This is a genomic window from Stenotrophomonas lacuserhaii, from assembly GCF_014836545.1.
GTDB classification, from domain to species: Bacteria; Pseudomonadota; Gammaproteobacteria; order Xanthomonadales; family Xanthomonadaceae; genus Stenotrophomonas; species Stenotrophomonas lacuserhaii.
Map to the genome: position 1 here is coordinate 134077 of NZ_JACSQS010000003.1, position 22199 is coordinate 156275.

The 22199-nt window shown below is 67.3% G+C and carries 18 protein-coding genes; 6 read left to right on the forward strand and 12 right to left on the reverse strand.

What is annotated here, in order from left to right:
- Positions 1-10 precede the first annotated feature (10 nt).
- Complete coding sequence (gene aceF, locus H9654_RS04810) at positions 11-1744, reverse strand: dihydrolipoyllysine-residue acetyltransferase (protein WP_182657366.1); 1734 nt, start codon at positions 1742-1744, stop codon at positions 11-13.
- Positions 1745-1925: 181 nt separating this feature from the next.
- The gene (locus H9654_RS04815; RefSeq protein ID WP_225211877.1) at positions 1926-2480 is read right to left on the reverse strand and encodes a DNA-deoxyinosine glycosylase; all 555 of its coding nucleotides are present in this window, start codon (positions 2478-2480) and stop codon (positions 1926-1928) included.
- A 155-nt stretch (positions 2481-2635) separates the two neighbouring features.
- On the opposite strand from H9654_RS04815, the gene H9654_RS04820 reads away from it, so the two are divergent.
- The 4 genes from H9654_RS04820 (at position 2636) to glpK (ending at position 7357) form a co-directional block, all read left to right on the forward strand.
- The gene (locus H9654_RS04820) at positions 2636-3289 is read left to right on the forward strand and encodes an OmpW/AlkL family protein (RefSeq protein ID WP_191769446.1); all 654 of its coding nucleotides are present in this window, start codon (positions 2636-2638) and stop codon (positions 3287-3289) included.
- 159 nt (positions 3290-3448) lie between these two features.
- Positions 3449-4954 carry a glycerol-3-phosphate dehydrogenase gene (gene glpD / locus H9654_RS04825; RefSeq protein WP_191769447.1) on the forward strand — a complete coding sequence of 502 codons (1506 nt, stop codon included), beginning with the start codon at positions 3449-3451 and terminating at the stop codon, positions 4952-4954.
- 21 nt (positions 4955-4975) lie between these two features.
- Positions 4976-5809, forward strand: coding sequence for an MIP/aquaporin family protein (locus H9654_RS04830; RefSeq protein ID WP_191769449.1), 834 nt, complete (start codon positions 4976-4978; stop codon positions 5807-5809).
- A gap of 57 nt (positions 5810-5866) precedes the next feature.
- Positions 5867-7357, forward strand: a complete 1491-nt coding sequence (gene glpK / locus H9654_RS04835; RefSeq protein WP_182657369.1) for a glycerol kinase GlpK — start codon at positions 5867-5869, stop codon at positions 7355-7357.
- A 45-nt stretch (positions 7358-7402) separates the two neighbouring features.
- Here glpK and H9654_RS04840 read toward each other — a convergent pair whose 3' ends face one another.
- Both H9654_RS04840 and H9654_RS04845 read right to left on the reverse strand, forming a co-directional pair.
- A complete protein-coding gene (locus H9654_RS04840) occupies positions 7403-8194 on the reverse strand; it encodes a MetQ/NlpA family ABC transporter substrate-binding protein (protein WP_101101471.1) in 792 nt (263 codons plus the stop codon).
- Between the two features lie 25 nt (positions 8195-8219).
- Positions 8220-9185 carry a helix-turn-helix transcriptional regulator gene (locus H9654_RS04845; RefSeq protein ID WP_101101229.1) on the reverse strand — a complete coding sequence of 322 codons (966 nt, stop codon included), beginning with the start codon at positions 9183-9185 and terminating at the stop codon, positions 8220-8222.
- Positions 9186-9268: 83 nt separating this feature from the next.
- Between H9654_RS04845 and H9654_RS04850 the strand changes: the two genes are divergently transcribed.
- Positions 9269-9943, forward strand: a complete 675-nt coding sequence (locus H9654_RS04850) for a lipocalin/fatty-acid binding family protein (protein ID WP_191769451.1) — start codon at positions 9269-9271, stop codon at positions 9941-9943.
- A gap of 100 nt (positions 9944-10043) precedes the next feature.
- Positions 10044-10820 carry a DUF481 domain-containing protein gene (locus H9654_RS04855; protein WP_042614557.1) on the forward strand — a complete coding sequence of 259 codons (777 nt, stop codon included), beginning with the start codon at positions 10044-10046 and terminating at the stop codon, positions 10818-10820.
- A gap of 121 nt (positions 10821-10941) precedes the next feature.
- Here H9654_RS04855 and hemC read toward each other — a convergent pair whose 3' ends face one another.
- From hemC to H9654_RS04895, 8 genes are all read right to left on the reverse strand, one after another.
- On the reverse strand, positions 10942-11853 hold the full coding sequence (hemC, locus tag H9654_RS04860) for a hydroxymethylbilane synthase (protein WP_191769453.1): 912 nt from the start codon (positions 11851-11853) through the stop codon (positions 10942-10944).
- 585 nt (positions 11854-12438) lie between these two features.
- Positions 12439-13167 (reverse strand): LytR/AlgR family response regulator transcription factor, encoded by a 729-nt coding sequence (locus tag H9654_RS04865; protein WP_057507507.1) that lies wholly within the window; start codon positions 13165-13167, stop codon positions 12439-12441.
- A 12-nt stretch (positions 13168-13179) separates the two neighbouring features.
- Complete coding sequence (locus H9654_RS04870) at positions 13180-14223, reverse strand: sensor histidine kinase (protein ID WP_191769455.1); 1044 nt, start codon at positions 14221-14223, stop codon at positions 13180-13182.
- Between the two features lie 3 nt (positions 14224-14226).
- Entirely contained in the window at positions 14227-14886 is a 660-nt protein-coding gene (locus tag H9654_RS04875; RefSeq protein WP_191769457.1) for an alpha/beta hydrolase, read from the reverse strand.
- A gap of 39 nt (positions 14887-14925) precedes the next feature.
- A complete protein-coding gene (gene mdoH / locus H9654_RS04880; RefSeq protein ID WP_191769459.1) occupies positions 14926-16836 on the reverse strand; it encodes a glucans biosynthesis glucosyltransferase MdoH in 1911 nt (636 codons plus the stop codon).
- 389 nt (positions 16837-17225) lie between these two features.
- Positions 17226-17399 (reverse strand): hypothetical protein, encoded by a 174-nt coding sequence (locus tag H9654_RS04885; protein WP_182657727.1) that lies wholly within the window; start codon positions 17397-17399, stop codon positions 17226-17228.
- A 162-nt stretch (positions 17400-17561) separates the two neighbouring features.
- Positions 17562-20777: an error-prone DNA polymerase gene (locus H9654_RS04890; RefSeq protein ID WP_191769461.1), complete on the reverse strand. Its 3216-nt coding sequence runs from the start codon at positions 20775-20777 to the stop codon at positions 17562-17564.
- Entirely contained in the window at positions 20774-22192 is a 1419-nt protein-coding gene (locus tag H9654_RS04895) for a Y-family DNA polymerase (protein WP_191769463.1), read from the reverse strand. The genes H9654_RS04890 and H9654_RS04895 overlap by 4 nt, the downstream gene beginning before the upstream one ends.
- Positions 22193-22199 lie beyond the last annotated feature (7 nt).

Genomic DNA, 22199 nt, shown 5'->3' on the forward strand with positions numbered 1-22199 from the left:
GCCGGCTCGATCAGAGCAGTACGCGGCGCATGTCCGCCAGTACCTGCGACAGGTAGGTGGTGAAGCGTGCGGCCAGTGCACCGTCGATGACGCGGTGGTCGTAGCTCAGCGACAGCGGCAGCATCAGCTTCGGCGCGAACTCCTTGCCATTCCAGACCGGCTGGATGGATGACTTGGACACACCGAGGATCGCCACCTCCGGCGCGTTGACGATCGGGGTGAACGCGGTGCCACCGATGCCGCCCAGCGAGCTGATCGAGAAGCAGCCACCGCTCATGTCGGCCGGACCCAGCTTGCCGTCACGTGCCTTCCTGGCCAGCTCGCCACTTTCCTGCGCGATCTGCACCACGCCCTTCTTGTCGACATCGCGCACCACCGGAACGACCAGGCCGTTCGGGGTGTCGGCGGCGAAGCCGATGTTGAAGTACTTCTTCAGGGTCAGGTTCTCGCCGCTGGCATCCAGGGAGGCGTTGAATTCGGGGAACTTCTTCAGCGCCGCGGCACTGGCCTTGACCAGGAAGGCGAGCATGGTCAGCTTGATGCCGGCCTTCTCGTTCTCCTTGTTCAGCGCCACGCGCAGGGCTTCCAGCTCAGTGATGTCGGCCTGTTCGAACTGGGTGACGTGCGGGATCATGGCCCAGTTGCGCGCCAGGTTCGCACCGGAAATCTTCTTGATGCGCGACAGCGGCTGGACCTCGACCTCACCGAACTTGCTGAAGTCGACCTTCGGCCACGGCAGCAGGTTCAGGCCACCGCCGGCAGCAGCCGGTGCGGACGTGCCAGCAGCGCCGCCGCCGGTGAGTGCGGCCTTGACGAACTTCTGCACGTCGCCCTTGGTGATGCGGCCGCCCTTTTCCGTACCGCTGATCTGCAGCAGGTCCACGCCCAGTTCGCGGGCGAACACGCGCACCGCCGGGGTCGCATAGGGCACCTTGGCCGGCAGCACGCTGTCGGCATTGAACTGCACCGGCGGGCTGCTCGGCGCCCCAGCGGACGGGGCGCTGGCGATCTCACGGGCAGCCAGCTTGTCCGGCTGTGCCGGCACGGCGACCGGCTCGACCTTGGTGGCGGTTTCGGCTGCTTCGTTGGCCGCGGCATTGGCCTTGGTCGGCGCCGGAGCGGCATTGGCCGCGCCTTCGGCTTCGATGATCGCCACGACCTTGCCCTGCGACAGGGTGTCACCGACCTTGACCTTGATTTCCTTGACCACGCCGGCAACCGACGAGGGTACTTCCATCGTGGCCTTGTCGCTTTCCAGCGTGACCAGGCCCTGGTCCTTCTTCACCGTGTCGCCCACGGCGACCAGGATCTCGATGACCGGGATATCCGAGTAATCGCCGATGTCCGGAACCAGCGCTTCCACCGCGCCACCACCGGCGGCGGGCGCCGGGGCGGCAGCGGCCGGGGCGCTCTGCTGGGCGGCCGGCGCCGGGGCAGCGGCAGCCTTGGCCGGCGCAGGTGCGGCAGCGGCGGCGGCCGGCTTGGCGGCCGGTGCGTCACCTTCAGCGACCTCGATCAGCGCCACGACCTTGCCTTCAGACAGGTTGTCGCCGACCTTTACCTTGATCTCCTTGACCACGCCTGCGACCGACGACGGTACTTCCATCGTCGCCTTGTCGCTTTCCAGCGTGACCAGCCCCTGGTCCTTCTTGACCGTGTCGCCGACGGCGACCAGCACCTCGATTACCGGGATATCGCTGTAGTCACCGATATCGGGGACGAGGGCTTCCTTGATTTCGGCCATGGGGATAACTCCGGCAATCTGGTGTAGGGAATCCTCTATTGTGCGGCCAGCATGGCCCCCTCGCCAACCGTTGATGGCGTTTTCAGTCCGCACTGTCCCGGGACACGCTGTTGTAGCAGCGCGCTTGCGCTGCGAGGGCATGGCGCCAGCCGCTTCCAGTCGGTGGCGTATTGTCCCTTCATTACAGGCGCGCCAGTGACTCACCGACCGCCCGCCAGGCGTGCTGCAGCGCCGGCAGCGAGGCGGCCGCATTGGCAGGACTGGTCGAGGGCAGTGCCAGAACCGGCACCTCCAGCGGCCGCTGCAGGCCGGGAACGATGAAGCGCTGGAACGCGCGGTGTGCGGCGGCACCATTGCACGCCACCAACTGCAGTGCCGGCAGCGTCGCCAGTACCGCCGCGATCGGATTGGGCACCTCGCTGCCGCGCACGATGTCCGCATCCAGGCTGCCGCGCCGGCGGCATCGCCCGATCACATCCCAAAGGCCGATACCGGCGTCGTTCAGCGCAGCCACCCGCGCCGCGTACGGCAGTCCCGCATCAATCCCCGCCAACAGGGACATCAACGGCCAGAAGCGGTTGCATGGATGGGCGTAGTAACGGGCCTCGCGCAGCGACGCCACACCCGGCATCGAACCCAGCACCAGCACCCGCGCCTGCGCACCGAGCTGCGCAGGCAACCCGATGCATATGTCGTTTCCAGTCACATCCTGACGATCTGCATGAACATCTTTCATTGACGCAACTCTACATCGCAGTAGGCATTTCCCGCGTTTTGCTGAACACATCCAACTAATTTTTAACGCGCGTCGGACTCGATTCATGTTCACGGGAATACGTTGGCTGCGCCCCGACAGGGGACCCATAACAAGAACCCCGAGGAGATTCCCCCATGCGCTCCATCCGTATCCTGAGCCTTTCCCTGCTGACCGCCGCCGCGTTTGCTCCGAGCGCCTTCGCGCAGGACTATTCGGCCACTGACAGCAGCACCGACACGGCTTCGGGCAAGCACTTCGCCGTCGTCGGCGGTGTGGCCCTGCTGCAGCCGAAGAACGATCCGGTTGAAGGCATCCGCAAGTTCGATGGCGGCCCGGCACCGACCCTGAGCCTGAGCTACTACATCAACGACAACTGGGCCGTTGAACTGTGGGGCGCAGCCGACAAGTTCAACCACCGCGTGCGCGGCGTCGGTAACGAGCGCCTGGGCACGGTGGAACAGCAGCCGATCGCACTGAGCGGCCAGTACCACTTCGGTCAGGCGGACAATGTGTTCCGTCCGTTCGTCGGCGTCGGTTACTACGAGTCGAACTTCAGCAATGAAGACCTGACCGCTCCGGGCGTCACCGAGCACATCGGCCTGGAAACCGCCAAGGGCGCCATCGGCACCGTCGGCGTGGACATGAACATCAACTCCACCTGGTTCGCCCGCGCCGATGCGCGCTACATGCACGCACGTCCGGAAGTGAAGGTCGGCGGCGACGGCACCGGCGCAGACGCCAAGCTGGATCCGTGGACTGTCGGCTTCGGTATCGGCGCGCGCTTCTAAGCACGTCGCAAGCAACATCGTTTCACTGCAGCGGGCCCTTCGGGGCCCGTTGTCATTTCACCGCGCACGCGCAACCGTGCGCATGCCACATTTCCGCCAGCCGCAGTGCGCTAGGCTCGGGCCCATACATGGCAGATGCCTGCCGGAGGGCGACCGCAGATGCTCGACATGCTGGTGGTGGGCGGTGGGATCAACGGAACCGGGATCGCCCGCGACGCGGCGGGACGCGGGCTGGAGGTCGCCCTGTGCGAACAACACGACCTGGCTTCGCACACGTCCAGCGCGAGCTCCAAGCTCATCCATGGCGGGCTGCGCTACCTGGAACACCGCCAGTTCGGCATGGTCCGCAAGTCGTTGAAAGAACGCGACGTCCTGCTGCGGATCGCGCCGCACCTGGTGCAGCCGCTGCCCTTCGTGCTGCCGCATGAGCCCCACCTTCGGCCCGCGTGGCTGATCGGCCTGGGGTTGTGGCTTTACGACCACCTGGGTGGACGATCGTCGCCGCTGCCTCGATCGCGTTCGCTGCGGCTGTCCAATCATCCGCTTGGCGCACCGCTGCACGATGGCCTGCGCCGTGGATTCACCTACACCGACGCGCAGGCGCCGGACGCCCGGCTGGTGGTGGCCAATGCCATCGATGCCGCCGAGCGTGGTGCCCGCATATGGACGCGCACACGCTGCGAGCAGGCGTGGCGGGAGGCGGATGGCTGGTCGGTCGACCTGCGCGATCCGGATGGCAGCCAGCGCAGCGTGCGCACGCGGATGCTGGTCAATGCCACCGGTCCGTGGGCGCCCGGATTCGTCGACGACATCAGCCTGACCCGGCGCGTCCCGCTGCGCCTGGTACAGGGCAGCCACATCGTGGTGCCGGCGCTGTACGCGCATGACCATGCCTACCTGCTGCAGCAACCCGATGGCCGCATCGTGTTCGCCATTCCCTTCGAAGACCACTACACCCTCATCGGCACGACCGACGTGGACTTCGATGGCGATCCCGGCGCTGCGCGCGTGGACGATGCCCAGCGCGACTATCTGTGCGCGGCGGCCAATCGCAGTTTCCGCCAGCAGACCAGCCCGCGCGACATCGTGTGGGAGTTCAGCGGGGTGCGCGCGTTGCTGGATGACGCGGACGCGGAGGCCAGCACGGTGAGCCGTGATTACCGGCTGGAGCTGGATGCCGAGGGCGCGCCGCTGCTGAACGTACTCGGGGGCAAACTGACCACGTATCGGCGCCTGGCCGAAGAGGCGGTTGACCTGCTGGCGCGCCATGGCGGCAATGCAGCGCCTGCATGGACAGCCACCGGCGCGCTGCTGCCCGGGGCCGAACGCGGTACGCCGGCGCAGGGCGCGGCCTGGCTGGCAACGCAGTGGCCATGGCTGCCGCCGGCGCTTGGGGCGCGCTGGGCCCGCACCTATGGCGCGCGGGCCGCGTTGATCCTCGGCCAGGCCGATTCGATGGACGCGCTCGGCACGCACTTCGGCGCCGATCTGTATGAAGCCGAGGTGCGCTACCTGTGTGCGCACGAATGGGTTCGCCAGGCAGATGACGTCCTGTGGCGACGGACCCGACTCGGCCTGGCGCTGGACGCTGCGCAGCAGGATCGGCTGGCCCGCTGGCTGGACACCCACGCACCCACCGGCCGACGTGCCGTGGGCTCTCCCTGATTGCACGATGAGGAACACCGCATGTCACGACGGCAGCTTGCAGGCGAACTGATTTCCGAGGCGGTCGCGGTGGCGATCATCATCAGCATCGGCTGCTCTGCAGCCGCCATGTACCTGCTGTACGACCCCAGTCCCTACCAGCATGCCTACTGGGGGTTGTGCATCACCTGGGGACTGGCGGTCACCGTTGCGATATACGCCACGGCGTCGGTATCGGGCACCCACGCCAATCCGGCGGTGACCCTGGCCCTTGCGCTGTATCGCGGTTTTCCGTGGCCGCGCGTGCTGCCGTACTGGACCGCGCAGGTGCTGGGTGGTTTCGTCGGCGCGGCGATCGTGCTGCTGCTGTATGGCCCCGTCCTCGACCATTACAACGACCTGCACGGGATGACCCGCGCTGAAGGGGGGGCGGCCGGGGTGTTCTTCACTGCGCCGGGACTGGCGGTCACGCCGCTGCATGCGCTGCGCAATGAGGTCATCCTGACCGCGTTCCTGGTGTTCGGCATCTTCGCCATCACCGAGCGTTACAACGAAGCCGCACCGGGGGCGAACGGCGGCGCGCTGATGATCGGCCTGCTGGTGGCCTGCATCGGCGCATCGATGGGCTATCTGGAGGGCTGGGCGATCAATCCCGCCCGCGATTTCGGTCCGCGCGTGTTCGCCTGGCTCGCCGGCTGGGACCGCGCCGCGTTGCCGGCCGAACACCATTACTGGTGGATCCCCATCGTCGGCCCGCTGATCGGCGGCGCGCTCGGCGGGGCCGCCTACCGCTGGCTCATCCTGCCGTTCCTTCCGGCGCGCCAGCGTGCGCTGGCAGATTCCACGGTCGTTGCGAGCGACTGCGGCGCACAATGAACTCCCTGCCGCGCGCGTCGCTGCCGCAGCGCCCCACGAACCGACCAGGACACCTTCATGGAACCTGATTTCATCCTTGCCATCGACCAGGGCACCACCAGTTCCCGCGCCATCCTGTTCGACCGTGATGGTCGTATCGCGGGCAGCGCGCAACGTGAGTTCGCCCAGCTGTTCCCGCAGCCCGGCTGGGTGGAACATGATCCGCGCGAAATCCTGACCAGCGTCTATACCACCCTGACCGAACTGCTCAACCAGCAGCAGGTCGATCCGCGCCGCATCGCCGGCATCGGCATCACCAACCAGCGCGAAACCACGGTCGTCTGGGACAAGGCGACCGGCCAGCCGATCCACAACGCCATCGTCTGGCAGTCGCGCCAGAGCCAGGCGATCTGTGAGCAGCTGAAGGCCGATGGCCATGAGGCGCTGATCCGCAGCCGGACCGGGCTGGTGGTGGATGCCTACTTCTCCGCCACCAAGATCCGCTGGATCCTGGACCATGTGGACGGCGCGCAGGCGCGGGCCGAACGCGGCGAGCTGCTGTTCGGTACCATCGACAGCTGGCTGATCTGGAACCTCACCGGCGGCGCGGTGCACGTGACCGACATGACCAACGCCGCGCGCACGCTGCTGTTCAACATCCACACACTGGCCTGGGACGAGGAGCTGCTGGCGCTGCTGGACATACCGCGCGCGATGCTGCCGGACGTGCGAAGCAGCAGCGAGGTGTACGGCCATACGCGGCCGCAGTTCTTTTTCGATCGACGGATTCCCATTGCCGGCATCGCCGGTGACCAGCAGGCGGCGCTGTTCGGGCAGGCCTGTTTCGAACCTGGCATGGCCAAGAACACCTATGGCACCGGCTGCTTCATGCTGATGAACACCGGCCGCCAGGCGGTCACTTCAGCCAATGGCCTGCTGACCACCATCGCGTGGAATGTCGACGGCCAGGTGGAATATGCGCTGGAAGGTTCGATCTTCGTCGCCGGATCGGTGGTGCAGTGGCTGCGCGACGGGCTGCGCATGTTCGGCAAGTCCAGCGACTGCCAGGCCTATGCCGAACGCGTGCCCGATACCGGCGGCGTGTACCTGGTTCCCGCCTTCGTCGGGCTGGGCGCGCCGTACTGGCGCAGCGACGCGCGCGGCGCGATGTTCGGGGTCACCCGCGGCACCACCAAAGAACACTTCATCCGCGCGGCGGTGGAATCCATTGCCTACCAGACCCGCGACGTGCTGGCCGCCATGCAGGCCGACGCAGGCATCGAACTGAAGGAACTGCGCGCCGACGGCGGGGCGATCGCCAATGACTTCATGGGGCAGTTCCAGAGTGACCTGCTGGGCGTTCCGGTGCTGCGACCGCAGGTGGCGGAAACCACCGCGCTGGGCGCGGCCTACCTGGCCGGGCTGGCGACCGGCTTCTGGGAAAGTCGTGCGCAGATCGCGGCCCAGTGGGGCGTGGACCGGCGCTTCGAGCCGACGATGTCCGCGGCCCAGCGCGAGGCGCTGTATGCGGGCTGGCAACGGGCCGTCAATGCGGCCCTCGCCTGGTGATGCGGGGTTCTGTCAGCGCCGGGTCATGCCCGACGGACCGATGGATCAGAACGCCGGCAGCACCGCGCCCTTGTACTTCTGCGCGATGAATTCCTTCACCTGCGGGCTGGTCAACGCCTTGGCCAGCTTCTGCACGCGCGGGTCGTCCTTGTTGTCCGGACGCGCCACCAGGAAGTTCACGTAGGGCGAATCCTTGCTCTCGATCGCCAGCGCATCCTGGGTGGGATTGAGGCCGGCATCCAGCGCGTAGTTGGTGTTGATCAGTGCAAGGTCGACCTGGTCCAGCACGCGCGGCAGCATGGCCGAGTCCAGCTCGCGGAACTTCAGGTTCTTCGGGTTGGCGATGATGTCACGCTGGGTGGCCAGGGCGTTCTTCGGGTCCTGCAGCTGGATGACCCCGGCGTTGTGCAGCAGGATCAGCGCGCGGCTGTTGTTGCTGGGATCGTTGGGGATCACCACGTCGGCGCCTTCGCGCAGTTCATCCAGCGACTTGACCTTGCGCGAATACGCACCGAAGGGCTCGATGTGCACGCCGGCCACGGTCACCAGCCCGGACTTGCGATCCCGGTTGTACGCGTCCAGGTAGGGCTCGGTCTGGAAGTAATTGACGTCCACCTGCTTCTGCACCAGCTGGTCGTTGGGCTGCACGTAGTCGTTGAACACGCGCACATCCAGGTCCACACCCTGCTCCTTCAGCATCGGCTTGACCACCTCGAGGATCTCCGCGTGTGGCACCGCCGTGGCGGCCACGATCAGCTTCTGCGAGGGTTCGCCGGATTTGCCACAGGCGGCCAGGGCCACGGCAGCGAACAGGGACAACAACAGGGACTTCTTCATCATGGGAGGGTCTCGGGGGAGAGGGTCATTCGTAATTGCTGAGGGCCAGGGCGAGCAGGCTCTTGGCCTGTTCGCGCAGCATCACCGGTTCGATGATCTCGGCATCGGAACCGTAATGCAGCACATCCATCAGCAATTCGCGGGAAACACTGTAGGGCACCTTCAGTTCATAGCGCCCATCGGCCAGGTAGCGGCCCTGCTGGTTGGCGTGCCAGTGCTCGTCGGCCACCCATCGGGCGGCCTTGGCGCTGAACAGGATCGTCGCCCAGCCTTTCGGGGCGCCGGAGAAGATGCCATAGCTGGCACCCAGCTGGGCGTCCAGCACGGTGTCATCGACATCGGTGGCCGGCGCATCGATCACCCGTGCCTTGTTGATGCGGTCCACGGCGAAACTGCGCAGGGCATCGCGGTCGTGGTCCCAGGCATCCAGGTACCAGTTGTCGCGGTAGTGGGTCAGGCGCTGGGGGGATACCGTGCGGCGGGTGGCCTCGTCGGTGGAACGCGCGCGATATTCGAACGCCAGTTGGCGCCGTTCCAGCACCGCCGACGCCACGCTGCGGAAGCTGCCTTCGTCGAACTTGCGTACCCGGTGCGGAATCACCCGGACCCGGTCCACCGGCCAGCTGGAAACGCCGGCCTGGGCCGCCAACAGCCCTTCGATGCGCTGCTGCAGCGGGGCCAGCACCGAGGACAGCACCCCACCACCGGTGCGTGCGAGCAGATGCTGGGAGGCCAGCAACGCGTGCAGTTCCTCCGAACTCAGCCACAGCCCGGGCAGCTCGAAGCGGTCGCTTTCATCGGCCATGTAGCGGAAGCCCGCCTCGCCGTCGCCTTCGATCGGTGCCATCAGCGCATCCCGCAGGAAGGCCAGGTCGCGGTAGACCGTGGCACGGGAACAGCCAAGCTTGTCCTGCAGCGTCGCCACCGTGACCGGATAGCGGGCAGACTTGAGCAGACGATGCAGGGCAGTGATGCGTTCGTATCGGTCCATGACCCCGATTATGTCCGACTCGCGGCCATTGTGGCGGCCATGATCGGCTATCGTGTCGATCCCCACGCCTCGGCCTGCCCCGCATGCGCCTGCTTCCCCTGTGTTCCCTGATCCTGGCGACCGCGTTGCTGGCGGGTTGCGAACAACCCACCCCACCGCCGGCCAACGTGCCATTGGCTGATGCCGCGCACCCGGCGGCACCGCCGGCGGCGGACCCGGCGTCGGCCGTGCTGGAGGCCAGCCGACGTTTCGCCAGCCTGCGCAGCTTCCATGCCGAGATGACACTGCATGGTGCACAGGCAGGCCAGGTGGTCCGCAGCGGGATGGACTTCGTGGCCCCGGACCGCTATCGGCTGGAGACACCGGCCGGCGTGCAGACGATCATCGGCGACACCTTCTTCCTGCAGGCGGCGGGCCGCATGCAGCAGGTGCCGCTGCCGGCTGGCACCCTGGAACAATGGCGCAGCCCGCTGCCCTCTGAAGCGCGCCTGCAGGACCTGCGGGTGGAAGACGGTGGGCCGGCCGACATCGATGGCACGGCCACGCGCGTGTACCGGATCGACGGCCCGGCCGGCAGTGGCGAAACGCTGCAGTACTGGATCGGCGGCGACGGTCTTCCGCGGCAGATCCAGCGCGATGGCTTCAACAAGCAGCAGCCCTACCGGATCACCCTGCGCTATTCCCGCTTGAATGATCCAACGCTGCAGGTCCCGCCGCCCGGAGATGCAGCTTCGCCTGTCCTGAATGGGGATTTGTAGAAACGCCGACTGAAGCGCGGCGTCGTCTGCGGTCGAGGCAGCGAGGGGTTAACGCTATCATCACGCACTGCGTTCGATCCCCGCCCCCGGAGAATTCCTGATGTCCCTGCGTGTTTCCCTGCTGGTTCCGTTGTTGCTGGCCGCTCCTGCGGCATTCGCCCAGGACCCCGCCGAACTGGCGGCGATGACCTCTCCCTGGAGCGGCAGCGGCGGTGAACTTGGCTTCGCTTCGGCACGCGGCAACAGCACCACCGAGAGCGCCAACGGTCGCCTGCGCCTGCGCTACACCGATGACGACTGGGTGCACAGCATGGACCTGTTCGGCCTGCGTTCGCGTTCGGAATCGATCCAGACCAACGACGACGGCACCGAAAGCAAGGTCAGCAACACCACCGCCAACCGCTACACCGGCAGTGCCGGCAGCGCGTTGCAGCTGGGCGAGCACCGCCAGATCACCGCCACGGTCCGTTACGAGCGCGACGATTTCGCCACCTATGATCGGCAGAGCTCGTTCGGTCTGGGTTACGGCACCCGGTTGTGGGGCAATGACCGCTTCTCGCTGGACGCCCAGGTCGGCCCCGGTGTGCGCCGCACCCACAGCACCGAAGACGATCAGACCCGCACCGGGCTGATCGGTCGTGGCTTCTTCGACATCAAGTATTCGCTGACCCCCAACACCGACCTGGTCAACACGCTGCTGGTCGAATCCGGTTCGTACAACACCTTCGCGCAGAACGATTTCGGCGTGTCGGTGAGCATGAACGAACATCTCGCGCTGAAGGCCGCCTGGCAGGCGCGCCACAACAGCGACGTGGCCGACGACAAGCAGAAGACCGACACGCTGACCACCATGAACGTGGTCTACAAGTTCAAGTAAGGCGACGTCGTGCCGACCTTGGTCGGCAGCGTGATGCTTCTGTAGTGCCGACCTTGGTCGGCACCAACAATCTCCGGTAGTGCCGACTTCAGTCGGCAGCGTGATGCACGCCGGCCCAGCCTCACACCGCCAGCAGTTCGCCTGCCCCGCCATCCAGCAGCAACTGCGCCACGGTCCTGCCCAGCGCCTCGGGGTCATTGCCGGGGCCCACGGCTTCGGCACGCACCGCAGTGCCATCGGCCACGCCACCGACCAGCCCCTGCAGGTGCAGGTCCTCGCCCTGCCACAGCGCGATCGCCGCCACCGGCACATGGCAGCTGCCATGCAACGTGCGATTCATTGCGCGCTCGGCCTCCACGCAGCTGCGGGTGCGTGCGTCGTCCAGCGCCGCGAACAAGCGCAGCAGCTCGGCATTGCCGCCATCGCATTCCACGGCCACCGCCCCCTGCGCCGGTGCCGGCAGCCAGTGCGGCGGCTGCAGGCGTGCCACGATACGCTGCCCCAGTCCCAGCCGCTCCAGTCCCGCCACGGCCAGTACGATGGCGTCGTAGCCGCCGTTGTCCAGCTTGGCCAGGCGGGTATTGACGTTGCCGCGCAGGTCCAGCAGTTCCAGGTCCGGGCGCAGCGCGCGCAGCTGGGCCTGCCGACGCAGCGAGGAGGTGCCCACGCGCGCGCCCAGCGGCAGCGCATCCAGCGAGGCATACAGATTGGAAACGAAGCCGTCGGCCGGGTCATGCCGCGGCAGGATCGCCGGCAACACGAACGGCGCGTCGAGTTCCATCGGCACGTCCTTCAGCGAATGCACCGCGCAGTCCGCTTCGTCACGCAGCATCGCCAGCTCCAGCTCCTTCAGGAACAGGCCCTTGCCGCCGATGGCAGCCAGTGAGCGGTCCAGCACTTCGTCGCCGCGGGTGCTCATCGGGATCAGTTCGACATGCAGGCCGGGGTGGGCGTGGCGAAGCCGGTCAGCGACGTATTCGCTCTGCCAGAGGGCGAGCGGGCTCTTGCGGGTGGCGATGCGCAGGGTATCCATGCGGTCATTATCGCGCATCGGAATGGGTGGCGAACGGGTGGAACCCCCTCGTGGCGGGCGGCTGTTTCAAGCTGCAGCTGGGGTTGGGCCGGTCGGGTGGGGCTGGTCGGGGGACGGCAAAAACTGCCCCTCCGGGGTCCGGCCCAGCCGCTGGGCGGCTGTGCGTTCGGGCGCTTGCGAAGCGGTGCTTCGCAAGCAAAGCGCCCTCACCCATGCGGGCCTCGTTTCGCGCCATCCATGGCGCTCAACGCCCCCGCCCAGCCCCACCACCCGGCACCGTGACAGGTTGCGGTAGCCGCCGGCCACGTAATGAAAGAAGGAAAAGCGGTAGCGCCGAGCCATGCTCGGCGGCCCTTTATCCGTTCACGTGACACATTCCGCCGACCATGGGTCGGCGCGACCAGGGCCGCATGTCCAAGGCCGCCATGGACCTGTCGAAGGTGGGGCGGGGTGGCTGTGCAGGACCGTCTTTTCGCATGGATGCGAAAAGCGAGCCTACAGGGACGTACTTGCGGCGTGTCCTGCACAGCTACCCCGCCCCGCCAACACACAGCCCTGCAGCTTTTGACGTTGACGTTGACGTTCTTAAAGGTGACGCAGATCCTGCCGCAGCGTCGCCACGCAGCGGCGACTTACCTCCAACGGCTGCTTGCCGTGCCGCAGTACCGCCTGCACCTGCCCGGCCGTGCCGCGGCGCAGTTCGATCAGCTCGTGCCGCGCCACCAGGCAATTGCGGTGGATGCGCACGAAACGCGCAGCGAACTCTTCTTCCAGCGACTTCAGCGATTCCTCGATCAGGTCTTCGCCGCGTGCATGGTGTACCACCACGTACTTTTCCTCGGCCTGCAGATAGTGGATGTCTTCCACCGGAATCAGACGCAGGCCGCCGCGCAGGCGCGCGCACAACACGGTGCGTGCACGGCCGTCGCCATTGCCCTGCGCGTCGCCGCGCCCGGCCAGGAAAACGCGTGCGCGCTCGATCGCTGCCGCCAGTCGTTCCGGCCGCACCGGCTTCATCAGGTAGTCGATCGCCGCCGCTTCAAAGGCCGACAACGCATGCGCATCGTAGGCGGTGCAGAACACCACCGCCGGGCGCGGTTCGAAGGTCGCAAGATGCCGCGCGGTCTCCAGCCCATCCAGCCCGGGCATGGCGATATCCAGCAGCACCAGGTCCGGCTGCAGCTCCGCACAGGCGTGCAGCGCCTGCTCGCCATTGGCCGCTTCAGCCACCACGGAAACATCGGGAAGATCGGCCAGCAGCGACTGCAGGCGCTCACGCGCCAGCGGTTCGTCATCTGCGATCACTACCCTCACGGCGCGCTCCCCTCATCGAACCGGTATGGCGATGCGGCATTCATAGTAGCCCCCGCTCCAGCCTGCCGTCATCCGCGCGGCCGGACCGAAGCGCCAGGCCAGCCGGTGGGCGATGTTGTGCAGGGCGTGTCCGGTGCCGCGTGACAGCGACAAGGCCGGTGCGCTGGGGTCCGGTGCCGGATTGCGGATCAGGATCTGCAGCACGGCATCCACGCAGGCCAGCTCCAGTTCGATCAGGCCCCCTTCGGGCAATCGCGATATGCCGTGCAGCACCGCGTTTTCGACCAGCGGCTGCAACACCAGGCGCGGCATCGGCTGCTGCCAGGGCAGTTCGGCAGGTCGCTGCCAGCGCACCTGCAGACGTTCGCCCAGTCGCAGCGATTCGATGGACAGGTAGCGCTCGGCCAGTTCGCATTCTTCATGCAACGTCGAATCGCCCTCGCCCGCACCCAACGCGGCGCGGAACAGGTCGGACAGGTCGAGCACCGCGCGTTCGGCCACCACGGCATCGCGCCGTACCAGGCTGGCGATGAGGTTCATGCTGTTGAACAGGAAATGCGGGCGGATGCGTGCCTGCAGCGCATCGGCCTCGGCACGGGCCTGCGCCTGCACCTGCGCCGCCCAGCGGTCACTGACGTAGAAGTAGCGCAGCGCCACCGCGCTGATCAGTGCGGTGGTGGCCGCACTGCCCAGGGTGAACCGCCAGAAGCCGATGCCGTTGGCGAAGTCATCACCGAGTGCCGCATACAGGGCATGGATGATGCCCGCGCCGATGACCGCGATCACCGCCGTCAGCGCGATGGCTGCCACCGATCCCGGTAGCGCAGGCAGGGTCGAAAGCAGCTTGCGCAGTCCACACAGTGCCACGGTGACCGCCAGCGCCAGCCACAGCGCAAAACCACTCGCCGACAGCAGCCGGCCCACGCTCCAGTGGCGCCCATCGTCCGGCGCCAGCGCCAGCACCACCACCACCAGCAATGCCAGCCCGCACATCGCGGCAAGCCGCGGCAGGCGGCACAGTTCGGGCATCCAGGGCGTGGCGGCAGGCGTGCTCATGGGTCAGCCAGCCTGCAGGCGGGTATGCAGCCAGTCAGCGAGTGCGCTGATCTCTTCGCCACACACCTGGTGGGCCATCGGATAGGACTGCCACTGCACCTCCAAGCCCAGCGTGCGCAGCGTGGCGGCGGTGTGTTCGGCCACCTGCAGCGGAATCACCGGATCCTGCGTGCCGTGCGCCATGAACACCGGCACCTGCACCGCGCCATCGATGCGCGCGGCGGTCTCGGCTTCGGGCAGGTAGGTGGACAGGGCGATCAGCCCGGCCAGCGGTGCGGTACGTTGCAGGGCAGCGGTCAGGATCACCGCCCCGCCCTGCGAGAAGCCCGCCAGGAAGATGCGCTCGGCCGCAATGCCACGGTCGATCTCGCGCTGGATCAGCGCATCCAGCTCAACCACCGAGGCACGCACGCCGTCCATGTCCGCACGCGAACGGAAGTCCATGCCGACGATGTCGTACCAGCCGCGCATCGGCACGCCGTTGTTGATGGTGATCGGACGTACCGGCGCATGCGGGAACACGAAGCGCAGCGCCGGCCAGCCCGGACGCACCAGCTCGGGCACGATCGGGGCGAAGTCGTTGCCGTCCGCACCCAGTCCATGCAGCCAGATGACTGCCCATTGCGGCGATGCGCCGGTTTCCTGTTCCACCGTCTGCAGCATGTTGCGGCTCCTCTGTATCGAAGCCGCATTATGCGCGACTCAGTACAGCGGCGGCTTCGACAGCGCTTCGCGGCGCAGCTGCGCGGCACGCACCAGCACGTCCGGCGGGTCGCGTTCTTCCGGGATGTCCATCAGCTTCAACCGGCGCAGCCAGCTGCCCGGACCGCGCGAAGAGGTCAGCGCCACCACCGGGATGGACAGCATCATGCCGATCACCACCGGGGCCATCCAGGCCGCCAGCGCGGGCGAAACCGCCCAGGCCAGCACGCCCATGAAGGCGCCGAACAGGCTCAGCCCACCGTAGGCCTTGACCAGTGCGAACCAGTCCACGCGGCCATCGTCGCGCTGCTGGGCATCCCAGCCCGAATCCTTGCCCGCCAGCACTTCGGCCACGCCACGCGACTGCACGTACATCACCACCGGGGCCATCAGCGCGGCCAGCACGGTTTCCAGCAGCATGGCGATGAACATCCGCACCGCCCCGCCACAGCCGCGACGGCAGGCCGGTTCCAGCAGGGTGGCCAGGTAGCCGAGGATCTTCGGCATCAGCAGCACGCCCATGGTCACCGCGAACAGCCGCACCACGTGGGTTTCGTCCTGGGTGCGCCAGTAGACGCTGGGCGAAAGGTGCAGCACGCCGTTGAGATCGATACCCTCCTGGAACAGCGGGATGGCGATGCCGATCAGCATCAGCATGGCCCACATCGGGGCGGTGAAATAGTGGCCGATGCCGATCAGCATGTGCACCCGGCTGATCCAGTGCAGGCCGCGGCTGCCGACGATCTTGCCGTGCTGCAGGTTGCCCTGGCACCAGCGGCGGTCGCGTACCATCATGTCGGTCAGCGTCGGCGGGCCTTCTTCGTAGCTGCCTTTCAGGTAGGGCACCATGTGCGCGGCCCAGCCACCGCGACGCATCAGCGCCGCTTCCACGAAGTCGTGGCTGAGCACGTGGCCACCGAACGGCTCATGCCCGGGCAGCGCGGGCAGGCCGGCGTTCTCGGCGAAGGCCACGGTGCGGATGATCGCGTTGTGGCCCCAGTAATTGCTCTCCGCGCCGTGCCACCAGGCCACGCCGCGGGCGATCACCGGGCCGTACACGCGGCCGCCGAACTGCTGCATGCGCGAGAACAGCGTGCGGCCGCCGACCACCACCGGCAGAGTCTGGATGATGCCCACGTCCGGATTGTGTTCCATGCCCGCGGCGAGGCGGACGATGGTGTCGCCGGTCATCAGGCTGTCGGCGTCCAGGATCAGCATCTGCGGATAGTCGCCACCGAAACGGCGCACCCAGTCGGCGATGTTGCCGGCCTTGCGCCCGCCGTTGTCGGCGCGCCGGCGATAGAACAGATGGTCGTGCGCATCCAGCGTTTCGCGCAGTTCGGCGAATACCTGCTCTTCGGCATGCGAGATGTCTTCGCGGCGCGTATCGCTGAGCACGTAGAAATCAAAGTTGGCCAGCTGGCCGGTGGCCGCCACCGATTCGTAGATCGCCTGCAGGCCGGCCAGCAGCCGCCGCGGGTCTTCGTTGTAGGTGGGCATCAGCAACGCGGTACGCGTATGCAGCTGTGGCAGCGGCTCGTCCGGGTCGATGCCCAGCCGGTAGCCGCGATCGAACACCGCGGTCAGGAAGCCGGCCACGGCACTGGCGAAGGCCAGCGCGATCCAGCCGAACAGGCCCACGAACAGCACCAGCAGGCAGGCCTCCAGCACGCTGACCCCGTTCGGCGACAGCACCCTCCACATCATCACGGTGGCCGCAGCGGTCATCAGTGCGGTGCCGCCGAACAGGTAGGCACGGCGCAGCCCGATCAGGCGCGGCGAGGTACGGTGGCGGCGGATCTTCAGCTCGCCCCGGTGCAGTTCCTGTTCGGGCATGGGCAGCGGCGAGCCGCCATCGGGCAGCATCGCCAAGCCTGCATCAAGCCGGACGCGGGTGGGGGTCTCAGTCATCCAGGTTACCTCGCGTCAACGCGCAGGCCTGCCGTGCTGCCTGCGCAACACGATCCATCCCACGCTTCCCCGTTCCGCACATCGCGCTTCAGGGCCCGCAACCGATCTCTCTCATTACAGGAGCCCACGAATCGCTCACCCGGTAGATTCAAAAAATTGCGCCTCAGTCTAGGTCGCTGTGTGTAAGCCGAGCGCGAAAGGGTCTCGCCGGGGTTTTCCCCCATTCAGGATAAACCGCGACAGGCGACGACGCACTCCCCCGAAGATGGATGATAATGATAACAGTTACCATTTGAGAGAGTGGGGCAGGCCGTGCCATGGCGGCCACGGCATGACGACTCGATCAGAGGGTGACGACCGTTGCCGTCATCGCCTCCATCACGCGCAGGTCAGCGCGACAGTACGGCCTGGCGTTCGGCGATATCGGCGTCGGCCGCGCGCCGGGCGCGCTCCATCGCCACCGCGATCTGCTGGCGGGCGAGCAGGTGCTGCGCCTGCTGTACTTCCGGGGTCGGCAGCAGCACCGGACCGGGGGTGGTTTCCACTGAAGCGGACTTGCTCATGCATCCTCCAAGGACAATCCGGCGGGCCCGGGCAGCGGGGCGCAGGGCCGACGGATTGCGCACCCTACCCTAAAACCGTGACTGTTGCGTGTAGGGTGCAACCCCGCCCGGTAGTGACGGCCGCTGGCCGTCAACCGCCTTGCTGACGGCCAGCGGCCGTCACTACCGGAAGTCGCGCGATGGGGCGTTCAGGCCGGCCAGCAGGTGGCTGTAGTCGTGCAGATCGCCGGCGATCAGGTGGCGCACCCCGTCCACGCACTCCCAGCGCCCGCGTACTCCCAGCAGCCGCGACCCCAGCAGCGCCTTGCGCCGGCGCAGCGCCAGGTGCGACCAGACCACCACGTTGACCATGCCGTGCTCGTCTTCCAGGGTGACGAACACTGCGCCGTTGGCCGTGCCGGGCTTCTGCCGCTGGGTCACCAGCCCGATGGTGTGCACGCCGCGCCCATGCGCGGTGGCGCGCAGCTGGCGCGAATCCAGCGCGCGCTCCTGCTGCAGCCGCGTGCGCAACAGCGCCAGTGGATGCTCACCCAGGGTCAGCCCGCTGGCACGGTAGTCGGACAGCATTTCCTCGGCCACGTTGGGCGCCGGCAGCACGATGTCCTGCTCGTCCGGACTGTCCTGCAGCAGCGGCATCGCGCGTTCGATGCCGGCCACCGCCCAGCGCGCGGCATTGCGGTTGCCGGCCAGCGCGGCCAGTGCCCCGCCATCGGCCAGTACCTGGCGGGCCTTTGCATCCAGCCGCGCACGGCGGCACAGGTCGGCCACATCGGCGAAGGGAGCCTGCGCACGGGCCGCCATCACCGCCCGCGCGGCCGCTTCGCTGCAGCCGGCCAGCTGCCGCAGCCCCAGCCGTATGGCCGGCTGGGTGCGGGCATCGCCGCCTTCCAGGGTATTGTCCCAATCACTGATGCATACATCCACCGGCAGCACGGCCACGCCGCCCCGCTCGGCGCTGCCACGGCGCGCGTCCTGCACGATCTGGCTGGCCGAATAGAAGCCCATCGGCTGCGCATTGAGCAGCGCGCAGGCAAACGCGGCCGGCTCATGCCGCTTCAGGAAACAGCTGATGTACACCAGCTTGGCGAACGAGGCGGCATGGCTCTGCGGGAAACCATAGGCACCAAAGCCCTTGATCTGTTCGAAGATCTGATCGATGAACTCCGAGCTGTAGTTCTTTTTCTCCATCAATCCGCGGATGCGCTCGCGATGCGGGTTCATGTCACCCCCGCTGCGCCAAGCCGCCATCGAGCGGCGCAGGTGGTCGGCCTCGTGCGGCTCGTAACCGGCATGGATCACCAGCTCCATCACCTGCTCCTGGAACAACGGAATGCCCAAGGTACTTCCGAGGATGTCCTGGATGCCCTCGGACGGGTACGTCACCGCTTCATGGCCCTGGCGGCGGCGCAGGAACGGATGCACCATGCCGCCCTGGATCGGCCCGGGCCGCACGATCGCCACCTGGATCACAAGATCGTAGAACGTGGTGGGCTTCAGGCGCGGGAGCATGCTCATCTGCGCACGCGATTCAATCTGGAACACGCCGACGGTGTCGGCCGCCCGGATCATCGCGAAGGTGGGGGGATCATCGATCGGCAGGCGAGCCAGGTCGATGCGATGGCCGCGATGCTTTTCTATCAGCGCCACTGCCTTGCGGATGCAGGTCAACATGCCCAGCGCCAGGCAATCGACCTTGAGCATCTTCATGGTTTCCAGATCGTCCTTGTCCCACTGGATGATGGTGCGGTCGGCCATCGCGGCGTTCTCCACCGGCACCAACGTGCTCAACGGTGCATCGTTGATCACGAAGCCGCCCACATGCTGGGACAGATGCCGCGGATGATCGCGCAACTGCTCGGTCACCGCCATCACCTGCTGCAGCAGTGGATTTTCCGCATCGAAACCGGCCTCGGCCAGTCGCTGCTGCATCGGGGTTTCGCCGTTGCCCCAACCGAAGCATTCGGCCAGCAGCGCCACCTGGTCCGACGGCAGCCCGAACGCCTTGGCCACGTCGCGCACTGCACTTTTCCCCCGGTAACGGATCACCGTGGCGGCCAGCGCCGCGCGTTCGCGCCCGTATTTTCCATACACGTACTGCAGCACTTCCTCGCGTCGTTCGTGTTCGAAGTCCACGTCGATGTCCGGCGGCTCGTCGCGTTCCTTGGACAGGAAGCGCGCCATCAACAAGCGGCTTTCGGCCGGGTTGACCACGGTGATGCCCAATGCGAAGCACACCGCCGAGTTCGCCGATGACCCCCGTCCCTGGCACAGGATGTCGCGCGAACGCGCGAAGCGCACGATGTCTTCCACGGTGAGGAAGAAGGCTTCGTACTTCATGTCGGCGATCAGCGCCAGCTCACTGTCGATCTGCATGGCCACCGCGTCCGGCACGCCTTCCGGCCAGCGCTCGCGCATGCCGCGCAGGGTCAGCTCGCGCAGCCAGCTACTGGGCGTATGTCCATCGGGCACCAGCTCGGCCGGATACTGGTAGCGCACTTCGTCAAGCCGGAACCGGCAGCGTCGGGCAAGCACCACGGCGGTGTGCAGCAGCGCATGCGGATGGATGTTGCCCAGTGCACGCCGGGTGCGCAGGTGATGTTCGCCATTGCGGAACAGGAACGCGCCGCATTCTGCCAGCGGCAGCCCGTGGCGGATCGCGGTCATGGTGTCCTGCAGGACGCGGCGGCGGCGCACGTCCATGTGTACGTCGCCGCAGGCCAGTGCGTCGATGCCCAGCTGCGTGGCCAGCGCCAGCAGCTGGGCCAGGCGTGCGGCATCGTCGCGTTCGCGGTGCAGGTGCACGGCCAGCCAGGTGCGCTGCACGAATACCTGCTGCATCCAGACTGCCTGCGAGGCATCAGGCTGTGCACCCGGCACCCACAGCGCAAACAGGCCAAGCCCCTCACCGGATGCATCGCCCAGCACCCGTTCCACGTCCTGCCGGGCCAGCCGGTAACTGCCCTTGCCTGCCGCACGCCGCCCGGTGGTGATCAGTTCGCACAGGCGCACGTAGCCGCTTTGGTTCTCCACCAGCAGCACCAGCTTCAGCCCGCACTCCAGCACGAACTCGCTGCCGACGATCAGCGGCACCCCGGTGGCCCGCGAGGCTTCCAGCGCGCGCACGATCCCGGCCAGCGAGCACTCATCGGTGATCGCCAGGGCTTCGTAGCCGCACTGGTGCGCACGTGTGAACAGTTCCTCGGCACTGGCCGCGCCGCGCAGGAACGAGAAATCAGACAGGCAGTGCAACTCGGCATACGCCGGCAGCGTGTCTTCATGCTGTACATCGTCGTTGGCCGCGGCCAGTCGCTCGCGGGTTTCCCACGCACGCGGCATGCGCTTGCACGGGGCATCATCACGTTCTTCGATACGACTCATGCGAACCAGCCGTGGAGCATCCAGTCGCCCTGCTGGCCCGGCATGGCGAAGGCCCAGGCCTGCTGGCCCTGCGAAGTCTCCAGGACGTAATAGTCACGGCGCGCTTCCTGGCCATCCCACCAACCGCTTTCCAGCCGCTCCGGACCGGACACGATGCGCGCGCGCGGATCGCGCAACGGCACCGGCGTGGGCAGCAGCCAACACGGACGCGGCGGACGCAGCGGGGCTTCGGCAATGGCCATGCCATCGCCTTCCACGCGCTGCCACGCACGCTCCGGGCGCGGGTCGCCGGCCGGCCCCACGCGATAGACCGAGCCATCACCGAGCCGCGCACGCAGCCGTTCGCGCAGCTGCGGCCAGGGCAGCTGCTGCTGGTTGCGGGTATCGAACAGATCGCGACTGGCCGGCACGAAGGTCGGCAGTTCGCGTGCCAGCAGGCGCACGGCGACCACCGGCTGGTCGATGCTGGCGCGCTCCAACCGGTTGCGGGTGAGCTCGAACAGCAGCGTGGCATCGCGTTCGGCGGCCAGCAGGCCCACCTCCACGTCGGTATGGCCTTCTTCGTGTTCCAACCGCAGCACGAAGCGCTGCACGCCGCCATCGCGGATCGACAGGCAGGTACACAGATCGCCGATCAGACGGCGCAACGGGAACAGCAGGGCCATGTGGTTTTCCACCTCATAGCCCAGCTCCACCCGCGAATCGAAATGGTCCGGCGGCGCGTACCAGGCCAACGGCTCATCGGCCTGGCCGTACAGCCGGTCCAGGTGTTCCAGCAGCGGCAATCCGAAGCGCCGGCGCAGGCCATCGCGCGGCAGCGCACGCAGCGCCTGCAGGCTGCCGATGCCCATCTGCTGCAGCCGCGTGCCGCCGTCATCGGGCAGCCGCGCACGGCGCACCGGAACGCGGTCCAGCAGCGCCTGCATCGCCGCGATGTCCTGCACATCCAGGCCATCGCGGATGCCGGCCAGCACCATCGCCGCACGCGGCGTCGGCGCCAGCGCGATGCGGTGCTGGAAACCCAGTGCCTGCAGTTCCTCGCGCAGGCGTGCCTGCAGCACCGGCCACGGGCCCAGCAGCTGGAAGCTGGCGCGCACTTCCAGCACGATGCAGCCCGGCCACTGCGCGCTCACCAGCGAGCTGTGCCGGTATGCCCAGGCAGCCAGGAAGCGCTGCCAGCGCGCATCGGACTGGGCATCGTGTTCCACCATCTGGAAGTCCGGCAGCAGTGCCAGCGCAGCCGTCAGCCGCATGCCGGCCTGCAGCCCCGCCTGCGCGGCGGCGGCATTCACCGCATGCAGGGTGCGCAGCTGCACCGCCCCGCCGACCAACGCCAGCGGCGTATCCGGATCAGGGTGGCGGCGAAGGACGGCATCCAGCGCCAGCTGCGGCAGCAGTACACAGGCCCAGAGCATCGGCGTA

What these genes read in the sequence shown, in the direction of transcription:
- H9654_RS04855 (WP_042614557.1), top strand. Translation starts at nt 10,044, where the DNA reads ATGTCCCTGCGTGTTTCCCTGCTGGTTCCGTTGTTGCTGGCCGCTCCT.
- H9654_RS04875 (WP_191769457.1), bottom strand. Translation starts at nt 14,886, where the DNA reads ATGCTGCAGACGGTGGAACAGGAAACCGGCGCATCGCCGCAATGGGCA.
- H9654_RS04890 (WP_191769461.1), bottom strand. Translation starts at nt 20,777, where the DNA reads ATGAGTCGTATCGAAGAACGTGATGATGCCCCGTGCAAGCGCATGCCG.
- H9654_RS04815 (WP_225211877.1), bottom strand. Translation starts at nt 2,480, where the DNA reads ATGAAAGATGTTCATGCAGATCGTCAGGATGTGACTGGAAACGACATA.
- H9654_RS04895 (WP_191769463.1), bottom strand. Translation starts at nt 22,192, where the DNA reads ATGCTCTGGGCCTGTGTACTGCTGCCGCAGCTGGCGCTGGATGCCGTC.
- hemC (WP_191769453.1), bottom strand. Translation starts at nt 11,853, where the DNA reads ATGGATACCCTGCGCATCGCCACCCGCAAGAGCCCGCTCGCCCTCTGG.
- glpD (WP_191769447.1), top strand. Translation starts at nt 3,449, where the DNA reads ATGCTCGACATGCTGGTGGTGGGCGGTGGGATCAACGGAACCGGGATC.
- H9654_RS04820 (WP_191769446.1), top strand. Translation starts at nt 2,636, where the DNA reads ATGCGCTCCATCCGTATCCTGAGCCTTTCCCTGCTGACCGCCGCCGCG.
- H9654_RS04870 (WP_191769455.1), bottom strand. Translation starts at nt 14,223, where the DNA reads ATGAGCACGCCTGCCGCCACGCCCTGGATGCCCGAACTGTGCCGCCTG.
- H9654_RS04840 (WP_101101471.1), bottom strand. Translation starts at nt 8,194, where the DNA reads ATGAAGAAGTCCCTGTTGTTGTCCCTGTTCGCTGCCGTGGCCCTGGCC.
- H9654_RS04850 (WP_191769451.1), top strand. Translation starts at nt 9,269, where the DNA reads ATGCGCCTGCTTCCCCTGTGTTCCCTGATCCTGGCGACCGCGTTGCTG.
- glpK (WP_182657369.1), top strand. Translation starts at nt 5,867, where the DNA reads ATGGAACCTGATTTCATCCTTGCCATCGACCAGGGCACCACCAGTTCC.
- H9654_RS04845 (WP_101101229.1), bottom strand. Translation starts at nt 9,185, where the DNA reads ATGGACCGATACGAACGCATCACTGCCCTGCATCGTCTGCTCAAGTCT.
- mdoH (WP_191769459.1), bottom strand. Translation starts at nt 16,836, where the DNA reads ATGACTGAGACCCCCACCCGCGTCCGGCTTGATGCAGGCTTGGCGATG.
- H9654_RS04830 (WP_191769449.1), top strand. Translation starts at nt 4,976, where the DNA reads ATGTCACGACGGCAGCTTGCAGGCGAACTGATTTCCGAGGCGGTCGCG.
- aceF (WP_182657366.1), bottom strand. Translation starts at nt 1,744, where the DNA reads ATGGCCGAAATCAAGGAAGCCCTCGTCCCCGATATCGGTGACTACAGC.
- H9654_RS04885 (WP_182657727.1), bottom strand. Translation starts at nt 17,399, where the DNA reads ATGAGCAAGTCCGCTTCAGTGGAAACCACCCCCGGTCCGGTGCTGCTG.